This window comes from Anaerotruncus sp. G3(2012) (assembly GCF_000403395.2).
In the GTDB taxonomy this organism is placed as follows: Bacteria; Bacillota; Clostridia; order Oscillospirales; family Ruminococcaceae; genus Anaerotruncus.
This window is the reverse complement of sequence record NZ_KE159657.1, coordinates 470,695-485,531: the sequence shown is the minus strand read 5'-3', so window position 1 is coordinate 485,531 and position 14,837 is coordinate 470,695. Positions and strand designations below refer to the sequence as shown.

The 14,837-nt window shown below is 45.3% G+C and carries 16 protein-coding genes; 6 read left to right on the top strand and 10 right to left on the bottom strand.

Going from position 1 to position 14,837, the window contains the following annotated elements; all coding sequences use genetic code 11:
- Both C814_RS24865 and C814_RS08120 read right to left on the bottom strand, forming a co-directional pair.
- Positions 1 to 164: IS5 family transposase (locus C814_RS24865; RefSeq protein ID WP_016315177.1), on the bottom strand; the 164-nt coding region annotated here is incomplete at its 3' end.
- Positions 125 to 652, bottom strand: a complete 528-nt coding sequence (locus C814_RS08120) for a hypothetical protein (protein ID WP_196809898.1) — start codon at positions 650 to 652, stop codon at positions 125 to 127. The genes C814_RS08120 and C814_RS24865, both read right to left, overlap by 40 nt.
- Before the next feature lie 371 nt (positions 653 to 1,023).
- Here C814_RS08120 and C814_RS08115 point away from each other — a divergent pair, with 371 nt between their 5' ends.
- The 6 genes from C814_RS08115 to C814_RS08090 all read left to right on the top strand — a co-directional run bounded on the left by C814_RS08115 (position 1,024) and on the right by C814_RS08090 (position 8,305).
- The gene (locus tag C814_RS08115) at positions 1,024 to 1,224 is read left to right on the top strand and encodes a helix-turn-helix domain-containing protein (RefSeq protein ID WP_016315175.1); all 201 of its coding nucleotides are present in this window, start codon (positions 1,024 to 1,026) and stop codon (positions 1,222 to 1,224) included.
- An 18-nt stretch (positions 1,225 to 1,242) separates the two neighbouring features.
- Positions 1,243 to 3,768: a DNA cytosine methyltransferase gene (locus C814_RS08110; protein ID WP_016315174.1), complete on the top strand. Its 2,526-nt coding sequence runs from the start codon at positions 1,243 to 1,245 to the stop codon at positions 3,766 to 3,768.
- Positions 3,758 to 4,969 (top strand): hypothetical protein, encoded by a 1,212-nt coding sequence (locus C814_RS08105; RefSeq protein WP_016315173.1) that lies wholly within the window; start codon positions 3,758 to 3,760, stop codon positions 4,967 to 4,969. The genes C814_RS08110 and C814_RS08105 overlap by 11 nt, the downstream gene beginning before the upstream one ends.
- A 65-nt stretch (positions 4,970 to 5,034) precedes the next feature.
- The gene (locus C814_RS08100) at positions 5,035 to 5,757 is read left to right on the top strand and encodes a TIGR02391 family protein (RefSeq protein WP_016315172.1); all 723 of its coding nucleotides are present in this window, start codon (positions 5,035 to 5,037) and stop codon (positions 5,755 to 5,757) included.
- An 83-nt stretch (positions 5,758 to 5,840) separates the two neighbouring features.
- Positions 5,841 to 6,848, top strand: a complete 1,008-nt coding sequence (locus tag C814_RS08095) for a hypothetical protein (RefSeq protein ID WP_016315171.1) — start codon at positions 5,841 to 5,843, stop codon at positions 6,846 to 6,848.
- Between the two features lie 26 nt (positions 6,849 to 6,874).
- Positions 6,875 to 8,305: an ATP-binding protein gene (locus C814_RS08090; RefSeq protein WP_022788230.1), complete on the top strand. Its 1,431-nt coding sequence runs from the start codon at positions 6,875 to 6,877 to the stop codon at positions 8,303 to 8,305.
- A 297-nt stretch (positions 8,306 to 8,602) separates the two neighbouring features.
- On the opposite strand, the gene mobC is transcribed toward C814_RS08090, so the two are convergent.
- From mobC to C814_RS23440, 8 genes are all read right to left on the bottom strand, one after another.
- Positions 8,603 to 8,935 carry a plasmid mobilization protein gene (gene mobC / locus C814_RS08085; protein ID WP_016315169.1) on the bottom strand — a complete coding sequence of 111 codons (333 nt, stop codon included), beginning with the start codon at positions 8,933 to 8,935 and terminating at the stop codon, positions 8,603 to 8,605.
- A gap of 205 nt (positions 8,936 to 9,140) precedes the next feature.
- On the bottom strand, positions 9,141 to 9,509 hold the full coding sequence (locus tag C814_RS08080; RefSeq protein WP_016315167.1) for a hypothetical protein: 369 nt from the start codon (positions 9,507 to 9,509) through the stop codon (positions 9,141 to 9,143).
- Positions 9,510 to 9,573: 64 nt separating this feature from the next.
- Complete coding sequence (locus C814_RS08075; RefSeq protein WP_016315166.1) at positions 9,574 to 11,598, bottom strand: recombinase family protein; 2,025 nt, start codon at positions 11,596 to 11,598, stop codon at positions 9,574 to 9,576.
- A complete protein-coding gene (locus C814_RS08070) occupies positions 11,595 to 11,828 on the bottom strand; it encodes a transposon-encoded TnpW family protein (protein ID WP_016315165.1) in 234 nt (77 codons plus the stop codon). Before C814_RS08070 ends, C814_RS08075 begins: the two co-directional genes overlap by 4 nt.
- Before the next feature lie 504 nt (positions 11,829 to 12,332).
- Positions 12,333 to 12,719, bottom strand: coding sequence for a TnpV protein (locus C814_RS08065; protein ID WP_016315164.1), 387 nt, complete (start codon positions 12,717 to 12,719; stop codon positions 12,333 to 12,335).
- A 150-nt stretch (positions 12,720 to 12,869) separates the two neighbouring features.
- Complete coding sequence (locus C814_RS08060; RefSeq protein ID WP_016315163.1) at positions 12,870 to 13,844, bottom strand: ABC transporter permease; 975 nt, start codon at positions 13,842 to 13,844, stop codon at positions 12,870 to 12,872.
- Entirely contained in the window at positions 13,841 to 14,524 is a 684-nt protein-coding gene (locus C814_RS08055) for an ABC transporter ATP-binding protein (RefSeq protein ID WP_016315162.1), read from the bottom strand. Before C814_RS08055 ends, C814_RS08060 begins: the two co-directional genes overlap by 4 nt.
- Before the next feature lie 113 nt (positions 14,525 to 14,637).
- Positions 14,638 to 14,837 (bottom strand): transposase (locus tag C814_RS23440; protein ID WP_155846344.1); only part of this gene is annotated, 200 nt, incomplete at its 5' end.

The following is a 14,837-nucleotide window of genomic DNA, read 5'->3' as shown; positions in this document are numbered from 1 at the left end:
AACTGTCTCCATTTGCACCCCGAATCTACCAAATACAGCACAGCATCCGTCAATTCCCTCTTGCTCCACGTGCAGTTGCGCATCTCGGCATATAGTGGGGCGATCTCCTCCCACTGCTCATCTGTCAAGTCGCTAGGGTACGACTCCCGTCCTTTTTCTTCCATATCTCTATTTTACCACGTTCTTTTCTCCTTGTGAATACAGGTTCTAAAGTTGCCCTGTTGGAGCCTTTTTTATCATTTGCGGGAATGTCCGTGCAAAACATTCTCCCATATACTTTTTCCGTTCCCGGAAGCTGTTCTATTTCTTCTTTCAAGGAATGGGGCAGAGAAATATGTGGTTCATTTCCCTCTACCGTCAAATCCGGCGCATAAGGCTTCAAGGGGCTTAACGCGTGGTTCATAAACGTAATCAATATGGTAAAACACAAAAACAGGGTAATACTGATCGCAAAAGAACCCGCAATCAAAATCATGCTTTTCTTGTTAGAAAAGGCATGGCGCAGTCCCATAGCCGTATCTACATGAAATGCTTTTGTATTGGACGCTTTTTTGAAGTTTTGGTGAGCAGTCTGATTGATATTTCCTGTTACGGCTGTTTGCGGAGATACCTTTGCGGCATTTTTAGCCGGGGAACTTGACGCAATCATCACAACAAAAACACCTATTACCGTCCCCGCTAATATGCCGGGGAAGCTGAATTGAAACTGCGGCATTTCCGGGAGATATTGTGAGTTAATCGCATTTAATACATAAACAAGACGGCATTTGTCAAGGATATTTTCGCCGAAAAAAGCAAGACTTCAATTTTTATAGTCCTGTCTTTCATCTGAGGACTGAACATAAGGTCGCCATGCAAAATTAGCAGGGTGACCTTTCTTGTGTTTGCTCGAATGTAAATTCGCAACAAATTGCGAAAAACTGTTGTAATGAGCATAAAATCGTGGTATAATCTTTATTGGCTATTTATAGTTCATAATGTACCGAGTAATACCCGTTGCAGTTTTAGCGTTGGAGGACGGTCATGTCGATTTCATATAACAGATTATGGAAGTTGTTGATAGATAAGAATATGAGCGTTGCCGAAATGCGTAGAGCTGCTGACATCGCGCCGAACACGGTTACCCGGATGAGAAAAGATCAAGAAGTAACTATGATGGTACTTGAAAAAATATGTGAGGTCCTGGATGCGGATTTCGGAGATATTGTAGAATATAAAAAATAGCATTTACGGAGGAACCTCATGTTAAAAGATAAGAGTATGACGTATGTGACGCTGTTTAGTTCGGCTGGTGTTGGCTGTCACGGTTTTCAAATGGAAGGATACCGTTGTATTGCTACTAATGAAATCATTGAACGGCGGATGCAAGTACAACGTTGCAACCATAAATGCGAGTATGATTCTGGCTATATTGTTGGTGATATTACATCAGATGTGATTAAACAACGAATTTACTCTGAAATTCGTAAATGGAAGCATAAAGGAAATGATCGTGTAGATGTCATTATTGCTACGCCGCCCTGCCAGGGTATCAGTGTCATTAACCACAAAAAGAATGACAAGGAAATAAATAGAAATAGCCTCGTAGTTGAGTCTGTTGAGATTATCCGTCAGATTAATCCGAGATTTTTCATTTTTGAGAATGTCATGGCTTTCCAAAAGACACTTTGCATTACTCCAGATGGACGGACTGTTCCAATCGGAGAGTATGTCAGAGAGGTTCTTGGAATAGACTATGTTATTTCTGGGCGTATTTTGAACTTTATGAATTATGGCTCAAATTCCTCTCGAACGAGGACACTGATGATTGGTGTCGATAAGGCGTATCGGAATAACATCACTCCATATGATCTTTATCCAGAGTTCAGGCCAGAAAAGACGTTACGGGAAGTAATTTATGATTTTCCAAGACTTGAGTGGGGAGAGATTTACGTTGACGATTTTTACCATGCGTTCCGCACATATAAGTCTGAGATGCGGGAGTGGATTCACGACTTAAAAGAGGGTGAATCCGCATTTGACAACGATTCTCCTGAAAAGCGGCCACACAGAGTAGTCAACGGCCAGATTGTCGAAAACATCAGGAAAAACCGAGATAAATACACAAGACAACCTTGGGATCGTTTCATTCAGTGTGTACATACCCGCAACGACCAATTGGCGGCACAGAATACGATTCACCCCGAGCAGGACAGAGTTTATAGTATCCGGGAACTCATGGCAATGATGACAATTCCAGACGATTTTCGATGGGTGGACATGAGCCTCGAAGAATTGAATGCGCTTTCAAATGAGGAAAAACTGGATGTCTATAAAAGCCATGAAATGAACATTCGCCAATGCTTGGGTGAGGCTGTTCCAACTGAAATCATGCGCCAACTCGCTGCGGCTATTCGCAACAAGTTGGCGCAGAAAAGGTGTGAGTCTATCGAAATCAACAGGATCATTGCGGATTATCACTTGGACAACCGGGAAAATCTGCGTGCTTTTTTAAGAGATAATCCTATGGAGTTAGATGTGGCATCACTCATGCGGATTACAGAACTTTGTAACGCCCGCAGGGAGAAGAATGCCGCATTTTACACCAACAAATTCATCGTGAATGAAATCATGGGTAGTTTACCAACATTTAGCAAGGATGAGATACGGATATTGGAACCGTCTGTGGGTGCGGGTAGTTTCATTCCTTTCCTCTTTAGGCGATATGAAAATGTCCCCCATGTCATTTTAGATGTGGTCGATATTGACCCAGATAGCATCGAAACCTTTGACATCATGCTGGAGAAACTTGACATACCGCAGAACTTTACAATTAATCGGATATGTCAGGATTTTCTCACTTACCGTACAATACACCGATATGACCTGGCGGTCGGGAATCCTCCCTTCTCCAAACTGAAAGAAAGAACGCCAGAAATCGAGTTAAGTATTGCATCAAATGCAAATTATGTTACAAATAATCTCTCAGAGATGTTTCTGGAAAAATGTATCCGCTGCAGTGACTGCGTTGCATTGGTGCTGAATAAGACCCTACTCAGTACAGAAGAATTTGAGGATACGAGGAACCTTTTACGGCAGATGCGAATTGAGACCATCATTGACTTCGGCCGTTACGGTTTCACAGGAGTATCTATTGAAACCATGTGCCTTATCGTATACCCAAAGATGAAGCCAAGAGAAACATCAGTCTACAGCATGAAATTCAATCGCAAATCTGTTCGGGAGCAGTCTTACTTGACAGATAAGAGATTTCCATACTTTATAATTTATCGAGATGAGGATTTCGATGCAGTAGCGGACAAGTTAATTTTTAATGTATTCTCCGTGTTCCGGGACAGGCAGATTACGAAGTCAATTACAAGTTCGGAGCGAGTAGGCCCTTCCCTATGGGTAATTAAAGCAAAAAATATTGATGATGACGGACAAGGTATTACTCATATTCCTGGCTATGATGTTTATTTACCAGAAGAAATAGCCGTTACTCTTTCTGCATATCAGTATGTGGATGATAGCAGCGTTTATCTTACACCGAACATGACCTATAATCCACGGGTTATTGAGAATCTTCCTGGAATTATCCCGGATGGATCGGTTGCGGTTCTAATTCCAAAGAAACCGTTGCGGCTCACTAAGAGGCAGAGAGCGTATTTCTCCACAGAGGAATATAGAAGGTTCTACGGCATTGCGAGAAACCTGTCAACACAGTCAATCAATGTAGATAAAACGAGTGTGTTTTTTTACGGGGTGTTAAAAGAGAATGACAAGTAATATTTTACAGAAATTTCTGGATGAGCATGATTATGACATCCGTAAAACTGGAAACGGCCGCTGGATCGACCAAAAGTGCGCCTTGGATGCAGTTTGCTTTGTGGCAGACTGCATCGTGGACTACATTCAGAACGGAGGTAAGCAGCCGTTCCAGTCGCCGGACATCTGGCATTCCAAATACGCAATAGAAAATGTACAGCACCTGTTTGGTAAACCTGATCCGACCATAAGGACAACACTTGATGAGTACAACAAATTCTTCCGTCAGCCGATGAAGATGCTTGCAGCGGCTGGGGTTTTGCGCGAGGATGGTGTGGTACGTAATACTATTCAGTTCAGCGTAGAGAACATGGATGTATTGGAGTACATTGCTCTCCGTGAGCGTAATTCTTTTGAGTTCCTCTGCCTTTATATTGAAAGGACGCTTAAGAATAGTGGCTTGTGGGATGGCTTCGAAACCTTTTTTGAATTGCAAACAAAAGCATCCTTGCAGGAACTTAAGACCATGTTTTCTGATTTTTGCATTAAATACACACCAATCAACACAGCGATAGAGGCAAACCGAATTTTTATCAAGGTGTTGAATCCTCTTGCCTGTAAATTGCACAAGAAGGGCGTGGAAAAAGGACGTCTTTCCCGGTCAATGATTACTTACGACAAAATCATGTATAACCAGACCAACTGGAGAGATGATGCCGTAGGTAAGGACAAGAATGTCGCTCGTGGTGATTTCAACCCGCAGCCAAAGACAGAGCAGATGTATCAGTACCGCATTAGTAGAGCAATGAAATATCTCCGAAAGTTTAACGATGCCCATCGTGAAGGTATGTCGGAGGTTTTAGATCGTTTTTCTGTTGGGGAACTGGCCACTCATATGCATCACATTTTTCCCCAGAATGAGTTTGAAGAAATCGCTGATTACATTGAGAATCTTATCGCTTTGACCAGCGGACAACATTTGCAGAAAGCGCATCCGAACGGAAATACTCAAATCATTGATAAGCAGTATCAGTATACCTGTCTTATTGCCAAGACGGAGAGCATACGAAAGAATATTATGGCAAACAAAGGCGAGCCAGTCATCTACGATTTTGCAGCTTTCATGTATGTGCTTGACATTGGACTTCGGACGGATTACTTTGAGGCGCTACCTTTCTGTGACTTTAATTCCGTAGTGACTGGGATTGAATTCAATTATTAGTTGAACTTCGCAAAAAATAAAAACTGGCTGATACCCAAAATGATGATCAAGCCGATGGAGAAAAAATGAACAGTACAAAAGTGAACGAGCTATCTATTCAATTGCAGTCACTGTCTTGCTACAATGCTAACCAACCTATTCCCTTCAAGACTGTCCTTGATGTCCGAGAGGGAATTGCAAGTGTGGCTCAACAGATTTCAGGGATAAATCCTCTCATCAGTAACCATCTCGTCGATTTGAAAAATGCTCTTTTTACTGAACTGCCATATCAGCGCTTTTATATCAATCTGATTGTATACGGGCAGACTATTGAAGCTGTGGACTTTGTTAAAGGACAAATACTCGCTACAAACCAAGCAAATAGTATGGGGCTGTGCCGTTTACTACACCCTAATATTCAGCGAGTTTCTGAAAAATTGTATAGAGATGGAAGTTACGCCGAAGCCGCCTGCAATGCATTCATTGAAATAAATTCTCGCCTTAAGGAACTGTATCGCACAGCGTATCCAGATTCCGAAAATGTTCCTGATGGGCAGGCGCTTATGAACAAGGTTTTTGCCGATAATGACCCAGTACTTGAGGCGGGAGATCGGACTACTCAAACAGGAAAAGACATCCACTTGGGTACTCGTTTCCTGTTCGCCGGGGCTATGGCAGCGTTGCGAAATCCCAAATCTCACGAGAATATTGAGCTTGAGAAAGATGATTCTATGCGGCGAATGATTTTCGCCAGTATGTTAATGTTCAAGATTGACGAAATAATTGCGGCGTCTAATGGTAACGGTTGAGAAGAAATAAGGTATATATGTAAAAGCCGATACTGGCATCGACTAAGCTGGTGAAACAAGAGGAGAAGTTGGGGACAAGGGAGATGGATGTGCCAATGCCAAAATCATCAAATGCAACTGCTTCCGCCTTTGGCTGGGAATTTCAGAGTAATGCGGCAATTATGCTGATGCTTAAAAATATTGAAAGTGCTTCCAAAGTCAAAGTTGAAGGCGAAACAGAGGATGTTGAAATTACATTTTCAAATGGAAAGATTCTGATGGCACAAGCGAAATCGGTCGAGAAGCCTGATGATTTTAGTCATGTGAAAAGAAACTTGGAGGCCAGTCTACGGACATTGAATGCGGCATCTAAGATAACCGATGTTGAGCAACTTGTCTTTGTGACGAATTCACCCAATCCCTTTAACAACATACGGACGATGCATAAATTTAGCAGTCCCCTTAATATGGCTCCATTTTCTGAGTTACCAACAAGCTGCCAGAAGTCGATAACTGATATTTGCTCAAAAAATGGATATAGTATTGATACATCTATGTTGACAGTTTGTGTGATGCAATTTCATGGTGAATCCGAGGACGAGCGATATAAGGTGCTGCAATCGTTGACTATGGAATTTCTCAATGACCTTGATGCCAGTAAAGTATCCACAGGTCAAATGTTGTCATTGTGGCAAAACTCTTTTAGGGTAAATGCATCCCAGAGGACTTCCACAATAACAAAGGAAAGTATGATATGGCCTATTATTGCCATTCTGTGTGAAGTCCGTGAAACAGATGCCGAATTAGAGGATTATGATCCTTCTGATGTTAGGGAAATCCTTCAAAAGTATAGGGCAGTAATAAATAACAACAGCGAACGATTTGAATTTGTTTCAAAAGTTCTCAGTGATTTTAATGATTTCCTCCCTGCTCTGAAATCAAAAGAGCGGATGAGCCGTTTTGTATCCGAAAGGTGGGAACAGTACAAAAGCGATTTCGATTTGAAAGGTGCAGACGCTATCACAGAAGAAATGGTAATCCAAATTACGATTTCAAACGTTCTCAAAAATCGCAGGGTAATTGCCGGGATAAAAGGCAAGGTGAAATTATGAGAATAGTTTCATTGCAGGTCAATTCCATGCAGCAGACATTTTTAGGCGATAATCAAAAGATATTTACCTTCACCCCAGGAGTAAATATTGTTTTCAGCAAAGAAAACAGCGTTGGCAAGACTACTCTGCTGAGAATGCTTATGTATGCCCTGGGCTACCCGATACCCAATACCCGCGGCATTCGATTTTCCGACTATGAGACGATTCTTACAGTTATAGGTGTGCCTGAAAGTGAGTTTGTCTTAACCAGAAATCGTGACTACATCGAAATCACTTGTGATGGAACAGAAAAGGGATATTCCCTCCCTACTGAGCAGAATGAAATACACACCTTGATTTTTGGTATTGAAAATTCTGAGGTGGTTGAAAATTTACTTGGCGCCTTTTATGTTGACCAGGAAAAAGGATGGACTCTGTTAAATCGCGGAAAAGCTATTGGCAATATCCGTTTTTCACTTGAGTCGTTGCTTAGGGGATTGTCCGAAAAATCAAATGATGAATTATCTCAAAGACTTGCCACAGTCAAACGAGAACTTCGGAAATATAGACATATGCTCGATGTTGCCAAATATAAAGCCGAGATAAATAAACTGGGAGAGGCGGTCTATTCTGATTCTCCGGCTGATGAAATCGACACGGCCTTAGAAGTGCTTTACTGCGAGAGAAAACCGCTTGAAGAAGAACTCTGCCGCATAAAGAGCGTAGTTAGAAAAAACAATAGTTTTGAAAAATACATTACTTCTTTTAGGCTTCGGGTAAAGACGCCGGATGGCACTGAAATCCCGGTCAATAAAGATACTTTAGTTGGCTATGCTGATACGACCCTCCTTCTTGTTGCAAAGCAGAAGATTATTTGTGAGCAACTTGCGGTTATTGATCGGAAAATACATCAGCTAAGAGCCAAGCAAGACAGGGATTCGATGCTGTTTAATGTAAAAAGTAGCTTAGAGCAATTTGATAGTGAAATCTCAAAGATGGACATTGATGCTTTGGCTACACAGAGGATCATTGCTAAGCTGGAAAAAGAACGGAAAACCTTAGAGGAACAGGTAATTACAAGCGTAAAACAAAATAATCCTCTTGTCGCCGAGTTGCATAGCCTTATTTCACGATATGCTACCCGCCTTGGCTTGGATGAAAAGTATGTAAGTGCGCGAAATGATTATATTTTTACAAACGACCTCAAGTCGTTGTCTGGGGCAATATTTCATAAGGTTGTATTTGCTTTCAAAATATCGTATGTAGCTTTAATTCGAAATCACACGGGGGTATGCCTACCAATTATTCTGGATTCACCAAGTGGGCGTGAGGTAAGTGAGGAAAATGTGAATGAGATGATGGCTATCCTGGCGGAGGATTATACTGAACACCAAATTATAATTGCGTCTATTTACAATAGTTATGACTTCGCTGACAAAAATATAATTGAATTGCAAGGCCGACTTTTGCCATTTTGATATGAGTTGGAACGTTTGATGGGGGTTTGCTACTTGGCGAGCAGTGCATTTGTTCCCACAAATGCTCAAAATGGACTTCCAGCGGTCACGCTGGAAGTCCATTTTTGCTCGTTGGGGCCGTACCCCAAACCCCGTGAACAGCCCCGTTGCCGGGGCTGGCTATGCGTTCGGGAACCGAACGCTGTTGTCCCTGCTTCGCAGGGACAGGCGGGGCTTTCGCCCCTTGGAGAGCCGGAGAAGCGGCAGACACGGCCTTGCTGGAAAAAGAAAAACGGGGCTGGTCTGCACCTCTGCCCGCTATCGGATAGCGGCAAGACTGGCAAGGGTCTGTCTGGACAATTCCCAAATCTCGTCCAGGCGGTTCTGCAAATCCTCAATGTCCGCTGCATAGATACTCCCGGTTTCGTTTGCCCGCTTGGCGTATTGGTTCAGATTATTCGTGCATCGTTGGAGCATGGAAACAAGCTGGCGCACATCCTGCAAATCCAGCCTAATACAGATTCCGTCCAGCGCCATCTTACGGACATAAGCGCTCATGTTCAGAACACCGGCATCCTCCATTTTGAGTTTTATCCGCTCCTTGTCCTCCGGCGAGATGCGGATTTTCAATTCTTCTGTCCGTTTACTCATTGCGTTTTGGTTCCTCCCATCGCAAATAAAATCAACCGTTTTTGATTTTCGGCATCGTATCACAAATCAGACTTTCAAAAAATGGCCGGACACGGGAGGCGAATACCCATGTCCGGCGCATATTCCGTATTTCCGTTACAGTTAGTGGTGGTGTTCAATTTGAACACTACCAACAGCCGTAACGCTTTTCAGTCTTTTGTTACGGTTACTGCAAGTGTTCAATTTGGTCACTTGCTTTATCTGTAACGCTCTGGCGGTAAGCCCGCTGGCGGCAGGCGTTGCAGCAGTAGACCGCATCCGACCGCTTGGGCGTGAAGGTTTTCCCGCAGCCCTTGCAGATTCGATTTTGCCGTTTTTCCAGCCGCCGCTGTTTCAAATCTTTCTGATAACCCCGGTTCCCGCACAAGTGATAATAGCAATATTTCTTGGTTTCAATCAATGTGTAGAAATCCCGCCCACAGCCCTTACAGACGATTTTCCGTACAGCGGAATTTGGTCTTATTCCGGCGAGTTTTTCTTCATACCATTGCTTTAGCGTTTCCTGATTTTCATATTCCCAATCACAGTTCCACATGGAATTATCCCTTCTTTCCATAGAACAGGGCGGGCCCAAAATATATGACCCGCCCCATCTCGTGTTATACGGTTTCTGCTTCCTGCTCCTCGGCCCGCTTCTGCCTATACCGCATTTTGCTGTGCGCTTTCCTCTGGCAAACCTCACAGCAGTATTTCACATCGCTTCTGGTCGTGATGAACACGTTCCCGCAGTTTCCGCAGACACATTCGCGGCTCCTGCTCGCCGCCGCCTCCTGCCGATAGAATTTCGCCCGGCAGTTCGAACCACAAAACAGAGTGTTCGACCGCGTGGATTCAAATTCTTCCCCACAGCATTTGCAAACCAGCTTGAACGGCTGGCCAACAGTGTGTTTGCCGGCTTTCATCATCTGATAGCGTTCCCGGCTCTTGACACGATGCCTGTGCAGAGAAGCCTGTCTCTTTTCTTCCTCTGGCGTCAGTTCCGGTACCGGGAGGTCGAACCGCCCGATGAATTTCAGATAGATGTCCACTTGCTGTGTCCTGTCGCCGTCTACCTTTTCCGGGGCGTGGACGATGGTCTTCTCGATAAACTCGTTTATCATCGGCGTAGTCAGTTCCGAGAAATCCGTGTACTTCTTTGCCAGGGCGAGGAACCGTTCCACATTGGCGGTGTCCTGCTCGAAGCTGTCCAGCGCCGATTCCGCCTCCATGATGGACTGGCGGAGCGCCGTCTGCTCCTGTTCATACCCGGCAAGGAGAGTGTCAAAGCGTTCCTCTCCGATGCGCCCCACCGCGTAGGATTCGTATAGCTTCTTGATGATGGTGTCCAGTTCCTCACAGCGCCGCCTGTCCTTGTTCAGTTTGCGTTTCAAATCTTTTGCCGCCTGCGCCTGCCGGACTTCAGACGCCGCCCGAACCTTCTGGATAAACTCGGCCTCGTTGGAGATGGCATAGGTGCTGGCGGCCCGGATAGTCTCCAGGATCAGCGTCCGCAGGGCCTTGGTGGAGATGTGGTGATTACTGCAAGCACTGTCGTGAGATTGCCGGGCCAGCGTGTAGGTGGAGCAGTCGAACCAGTCCGACGGATAGGACTTGGCAACGGTCCCCCGTGAGCGGTGGTTATACAGCTTCGCGCCGCAGTCGGCGCAGTAAAGAAGCCCGGTCAGGGGATTGGCCTCGCCGATGGTATCGTGGCGGCGGGGCGTCTTTCTCAGTTTCTGGGCAAGCTCCCAGGTCTCCTTATCCACGATGGCCTCATGGGTGTTCTCAAAAATCAGCCAGTCCTCCGGGGCGTGAACAACAGCCCGCTTGTCCTTGTAGGATTCCTTGTGAGTGCGGAAGTTGACCGTATGCCCCATATACTCCGGCTTGGAGAGGATCTGCCCCACCGCGAAGCCATTCCAGCTATAAGGCCGGGGAATGTCCTCTCTGCTTTTCCAAACGCCCCGGCCCTGTCTGGCGAAATAGACGGCGGGTGTTTCGATTTTTTCCTCACAGAGCATCGTGGCAATTTCATAGGGGCCGTGGCCCTCAATGGTAAGCTGAAAAATACGCCGCACAACAGCCGCCGCTTCCTCGTCGATCAGCCAGTGGTATTTGTCGTTGGGGTCTTTCCGGTAGCCGTAGATGGCGCAGTTGGTGGTGGGCTTGCCCGACTCACCCTTGACCCGGATGGCAGTTCGCTGCTTGCGGCTCAGATCCCGCAGATACCATTCCGACATGATGTTGACGAACGGCGCAAACTCACTGGAATTGGGGTCGGCGCTGTCGATGCTGTTGCCGATGGCGATGAAACGCACTCCAAATTTTCTGAAAAGGACCTCCGTATAGAAACCGGTTTGCAGATAATCTCTCCCGATTCTGCTCATGTCCTTTGTGAGTACCAGAGCCACTTTTCCAGCCTCGATGTCGGCCACCAGCCGTTTCCATGCCGGACGGTCAAAATTGCCGCCCGACCATCCGTCATCGGTGTAATGGACGATATTGGAAAAGCTATGCTGGGCGGCGTAGCCCTCCAGGTATTTTTTCTGATTCACGATTGAATTACTGTCCCCAGCGGATTCATCGTCACGAGAGAGTCTCTCGTATAAAGCCGTGATCTTTTCTTCAGCCTGTCTTGCGCTCATGACGCGCTCCTTTCAGACTGACGGCTCATTTGTGGTGCATCCATCATATCACGTTCTTCACCGTTTTGCAGCCCCTCATTGCGGATCATCCGCAAAATTTTTTCTTCCATTGTCTCGCCACCGTTGTCGGAGAAGATGACCTTCACCTTGTAGGTGGTGGAGCCGATGCGCCGGGTCATATATTGGCAGTTCTGGTTGTCGTTGTTTTTCGTCATGGTATCCTTTCTCATATCATTGAAATCCAAAACAGTAATTTCTGATATGGGAGGCCGTTTTCCCCGAAGCAGTTCCTGGCAGGCATATCCCTTTGCTGGTGCTGTGCCGTCCCCTTATGGGGCGCTCGCTCCTTGGTGGAGGTCATGGCGGTTTAGCTGCTCGGACGGTCATTCAGTTGTCATTTTCGCCACCTTTCTACTTCTGGATTTTGGGTTATGTATGAGAAAGGAAAAAGCAGATACAAAAAACCGCCCACGGATTTTCTCCGCAGTCGGTTATGTATCTGCCAATTAGTTCAAATATGTTTATGTTATACACCAGTTCAATTGTGGATTCTATTATAGTCGGAACACCCGTCTTTGTCAAGCTCTATCTCAAAATTCTTAAGAGGACTGTAAATCCGACGGTCAGTGATGGCGCAAATGCAAAGAAAACAAGGCTCCTGAAAGGCCCGCCCATATGGGGAGCCTCTCAGAAGCGTTCACATTTTCTTATCAGCGCAAATGCCGGAGTATCGGTCATGTATAGATCAGTTCACGCTTGATGCTTTCCTCGGCGCGGTTCACAATGCTGTTCATGGCCTTGACCCATTCCCACCGTGACCGGCGTTTCAAGTCCTCTGTCACGCCCTCGGCGGCAGCCATCTGCCTAATGATGAGCCGATAGCGATCCTGCGCCTGCTCGTTGAGGTCGGCAAGGTAGATGTGCAGCCTGCCCGTCAAAATCAGGTGGTTGAGCAGGAGTGGATTCGTTTGCTCCAGATACGCCCGGTGCATCCGCCCCCATTTTCCGATGGGGCGGTCATCGTCCTCCGGCAGCTCGATAGCCGGGATGTAGTAGTCCCCGGCAAGGACATAATCAAGGCCGTTTGCCTCGTCATGGATACTCGGTTTTAATTCGTCCATAGTATTTCCTCCGTCATTTCAGATGTTTTTGGTAGCGGCTACCGATAATGCGATATGGATTTTTATCTCCTTTCCTACAACCGCAAGTTCTATTCACCACAAATGAGCCGCAGTCATATGTATTTGGTGGCAGAAACCACCCTCTACATATTAACTCTCAGCAATCCATAGAATGACACTCCCCGAAAGTAACCCGACGGGAATTGCTTTCAGGCAGTATAATAATCCCTCCCTGCGGATATACCGTTTAATCTGCCGTTTTGTAGCTCCAAGACAGCGCAATAAGCCGAAAAACTGTGTCCTCTCCAAAATGCTCATATTAAAGCTGCTGGCAATCATAAATGTTCCAGTCATGGCAACAAGGACAAAAAGAACTGCCGCAGTAAGGTAGACTTCCAGCATGGTAGTGTCTTTGCTTTGCCCCATTAAGCCAAGAAGCATAACATTTGTAGAAATCTGTTCATCTATCAGGGAAAATTCAGCTTTTATTTCTTCATTTGCACGGTTGATATTGGTTCCGTTCTTAAATTGGATATAATTATATTCCTGATATTCTGTTTCCGGCAGGAAGCGCAGCCCACCCTCTGCCAGTTGTAATCCGTGTGCGTCTGTTCCCTGCAAACTGGAAAAATCGCCATAAGTGCCTGAAATCTGATATTGCCTTGTCTGCCCGTCACTATATACAATTTCAATCGTATCTCCAATAGACAGCCCGAATTGCTCCAAGCCCTGCCTGTCTAACAATGCTTCCGTTTCCGAAACAGGGTAATGTCCCTCGGTAACTGATAAATTCATTTGTTTCGCAAGTTCCTCGCTGCTGCTTTGGATAATCAATTCTTTTCCCTGATAGGTTGTGCTGGAAGCCATACCCAAAAAGCCGGAAACAGACACGTCTTTTCGGTTGCTGATAGCGTCCGCTGTTTCTAAAGGGATATTGGAAATAATCGTATGCCAGTTTCCATACCGCCGTATGGCTTCCTCTTTTTGGGCTTTCAGGCTCATATCTGCCATTCCGAAAATTGCCGTTACCAGCATGACAGAAATAGCAATGCAGATAATGGTAAGGCGGTTTTTCTTCTTATGGACTTTTGCATATTCTGAAACAAGACCAAGATAGCCTTTCATTCGCCGCACCTCCCGAAATCTGTTATGATACCGTCCGACACCTGCAGTACCCGGTCAGCGGTAGAAGCAATGCTCCTGTTATGCGTAATCATAATTATTGTCTGTTCATACCGTTTGGACGCATTTTTCAAAAGTGCAATGACTTCATTACTGTTCTGTGTGTCAAGGTTCCCGGTCGGTTCGTCCGCTAAGATCAGCATAGGGCGGGTAATCAATGCCCTGCCGATTGCCACACGCTGCTGTTGTCCGCCTGATAACTGCCGGGGGAGATGATACCGCCGTTCCTGTAAATTCAGTACGGTTAATATTTCCTCTAAATAAGCAAGATCAGGCTTCTTATAGTCAAGCAGCAAAGGGAATGTAATATTTTGTTCAACATTCAATTCAGGTATGAGATTAAACGCCTGAAAAATAAACCCGATATTCCTGCGGCGAAAAATTGTAAGTTCTTCATCTTCCAATGTAAATATTTCTTTTCCGTCAATAAACACTTTGCCCGAAGTCGGCGTATCCAGCGCACCGATCATATTGAGAAGCGTGCTTTTTCCAGAGCCGGACTCTCCGACAACTGCAACAAACTCACCCTTAGAAACAGAAAAATTTATCTCTTTGAGTGCGTGAACGGCGGTTTCCCCCTCGCCATAGGTTTTACAGATAGAATTTACTTCCAATAAGTTCATTTTGTACCTCCATTGTTCTTGTTTCTATAAATCAGTCCAAGCAGTAATTCAATTACGCATGATAAAAATAATAGACCACTGAAAATTTTTGCAAATGGCTCTAGATGGTGTCGTCAATAAAGAAGGAGCCAAATAGCAATACAACGTATTTGGACAGCAGCAGCGAAAGAAGCGGCATTTTTAGCGTAGCGAGTCGCAATACCGCGCCATCTTTTGAGAAGCAGGAAAGCGTTCTCGACGAGATGGCGAAGTTTGTAGAAATATTTATCATACTTCCGAGGATGTTTTCGGCTTTTCCTTGGCGGAATGACCG

What these genes read in the sequence shown, in the direction of transcription:
- C814_RS08065 (WP_016315164.1), bottom strand. Translation starts at nt 12,719, where the DNA reads ATGGACGAATTAAAACCGAGTATCCATGACGAGGCAAACGGCCTTGAT.
- C814_RS08080 (WP_016315167.1), bottom strand. Translation starts at nt 9,509, where the DNA reads ATGTGGAACTGTGATTGGGAATATGAAAATCAGGAAACGCTAAAGCAA.
- C814_RS08095 (WP_016315171.1), top strand. Translation starts at nt 5,841, where the DNA reads ATGGATGTGCCAATGCCAAAATCATCAAATGCAACTGCTTCCGCCTTT.
- C814_RS08075 (WP_016315166.1), bottom strand. Translation starts at nt 11,598, where the DNA reads ATGAGCGCAAGACAGGCTGAAGAAAAGATCACGGCTTTATACGAGAGA.
- C814_RS08055 (WP_016315162.1), bottom strand. Translation starts at nt 14,524, where the DNA reads ATGAACTTATTGGAAGTAAATTCTATCTGTAAAACCTATGGCGAGGGG.
- C814_RS08110 (WP_016315174.1), top strand. Translation starts at nt 1,243, where the DNA reads ATGTTAAAAGATAAGAGTATGACGTATGTGACGCTGTTTAGTTCGGCT.
- C814_RS08060 (WP_016315163.1), bottom strand. Translation starts at nt 13,844, where the DNA reads ATGAAAGGCTATCTTGGTCTTGTTTCAGAATATGCAAAAGTCCATAAG.
- C814_RS08115 (WP_016315175.1), top strand. Translation starts at nt 1,024, where the DNA reads ATGTCGATTTCATATAACAGATTATGGAAGTTGTTGATAGATAAGAAT.
- C814_RS08090 (WP_022788230.1), top strand. Translation starts at nt 6,875, where the DNA reads ATGCAGCAGACATTTTTAGGCGATAATCAAAAGATATTTACCTTCACC.
- C814_RS08105 (WP_016315173.1), top strand. Translation starts at nt 3,758, where the DNA reads ATGACAAGTAATATTTTACAGAAATTTCTGGATGAGCATGATTATGAC.
- mobC (WP_016315169.1), bottom strand. Translation starts at nt 8,935, where the DNA reads ATGAGTAAACGGACAGAAGAATTGAAAATCCGCATCTCGCCGGAGGAC.
- C814_RS08100 (WP_016315172.1), top strand. Translation starts at nt 5,035, where the DNA reads ATGAACAGTACAAAAGTGAACGAGCTATCTATTCAATTGCAGTCACTG.
- C814_RS08070 (WP_016315165.1), bottom strand. Translation starts at nt 11,828, where the DNA reads ATGAGAAAGGATACCATGACGAAAAACAACGACAACCAGAACTGCCAA.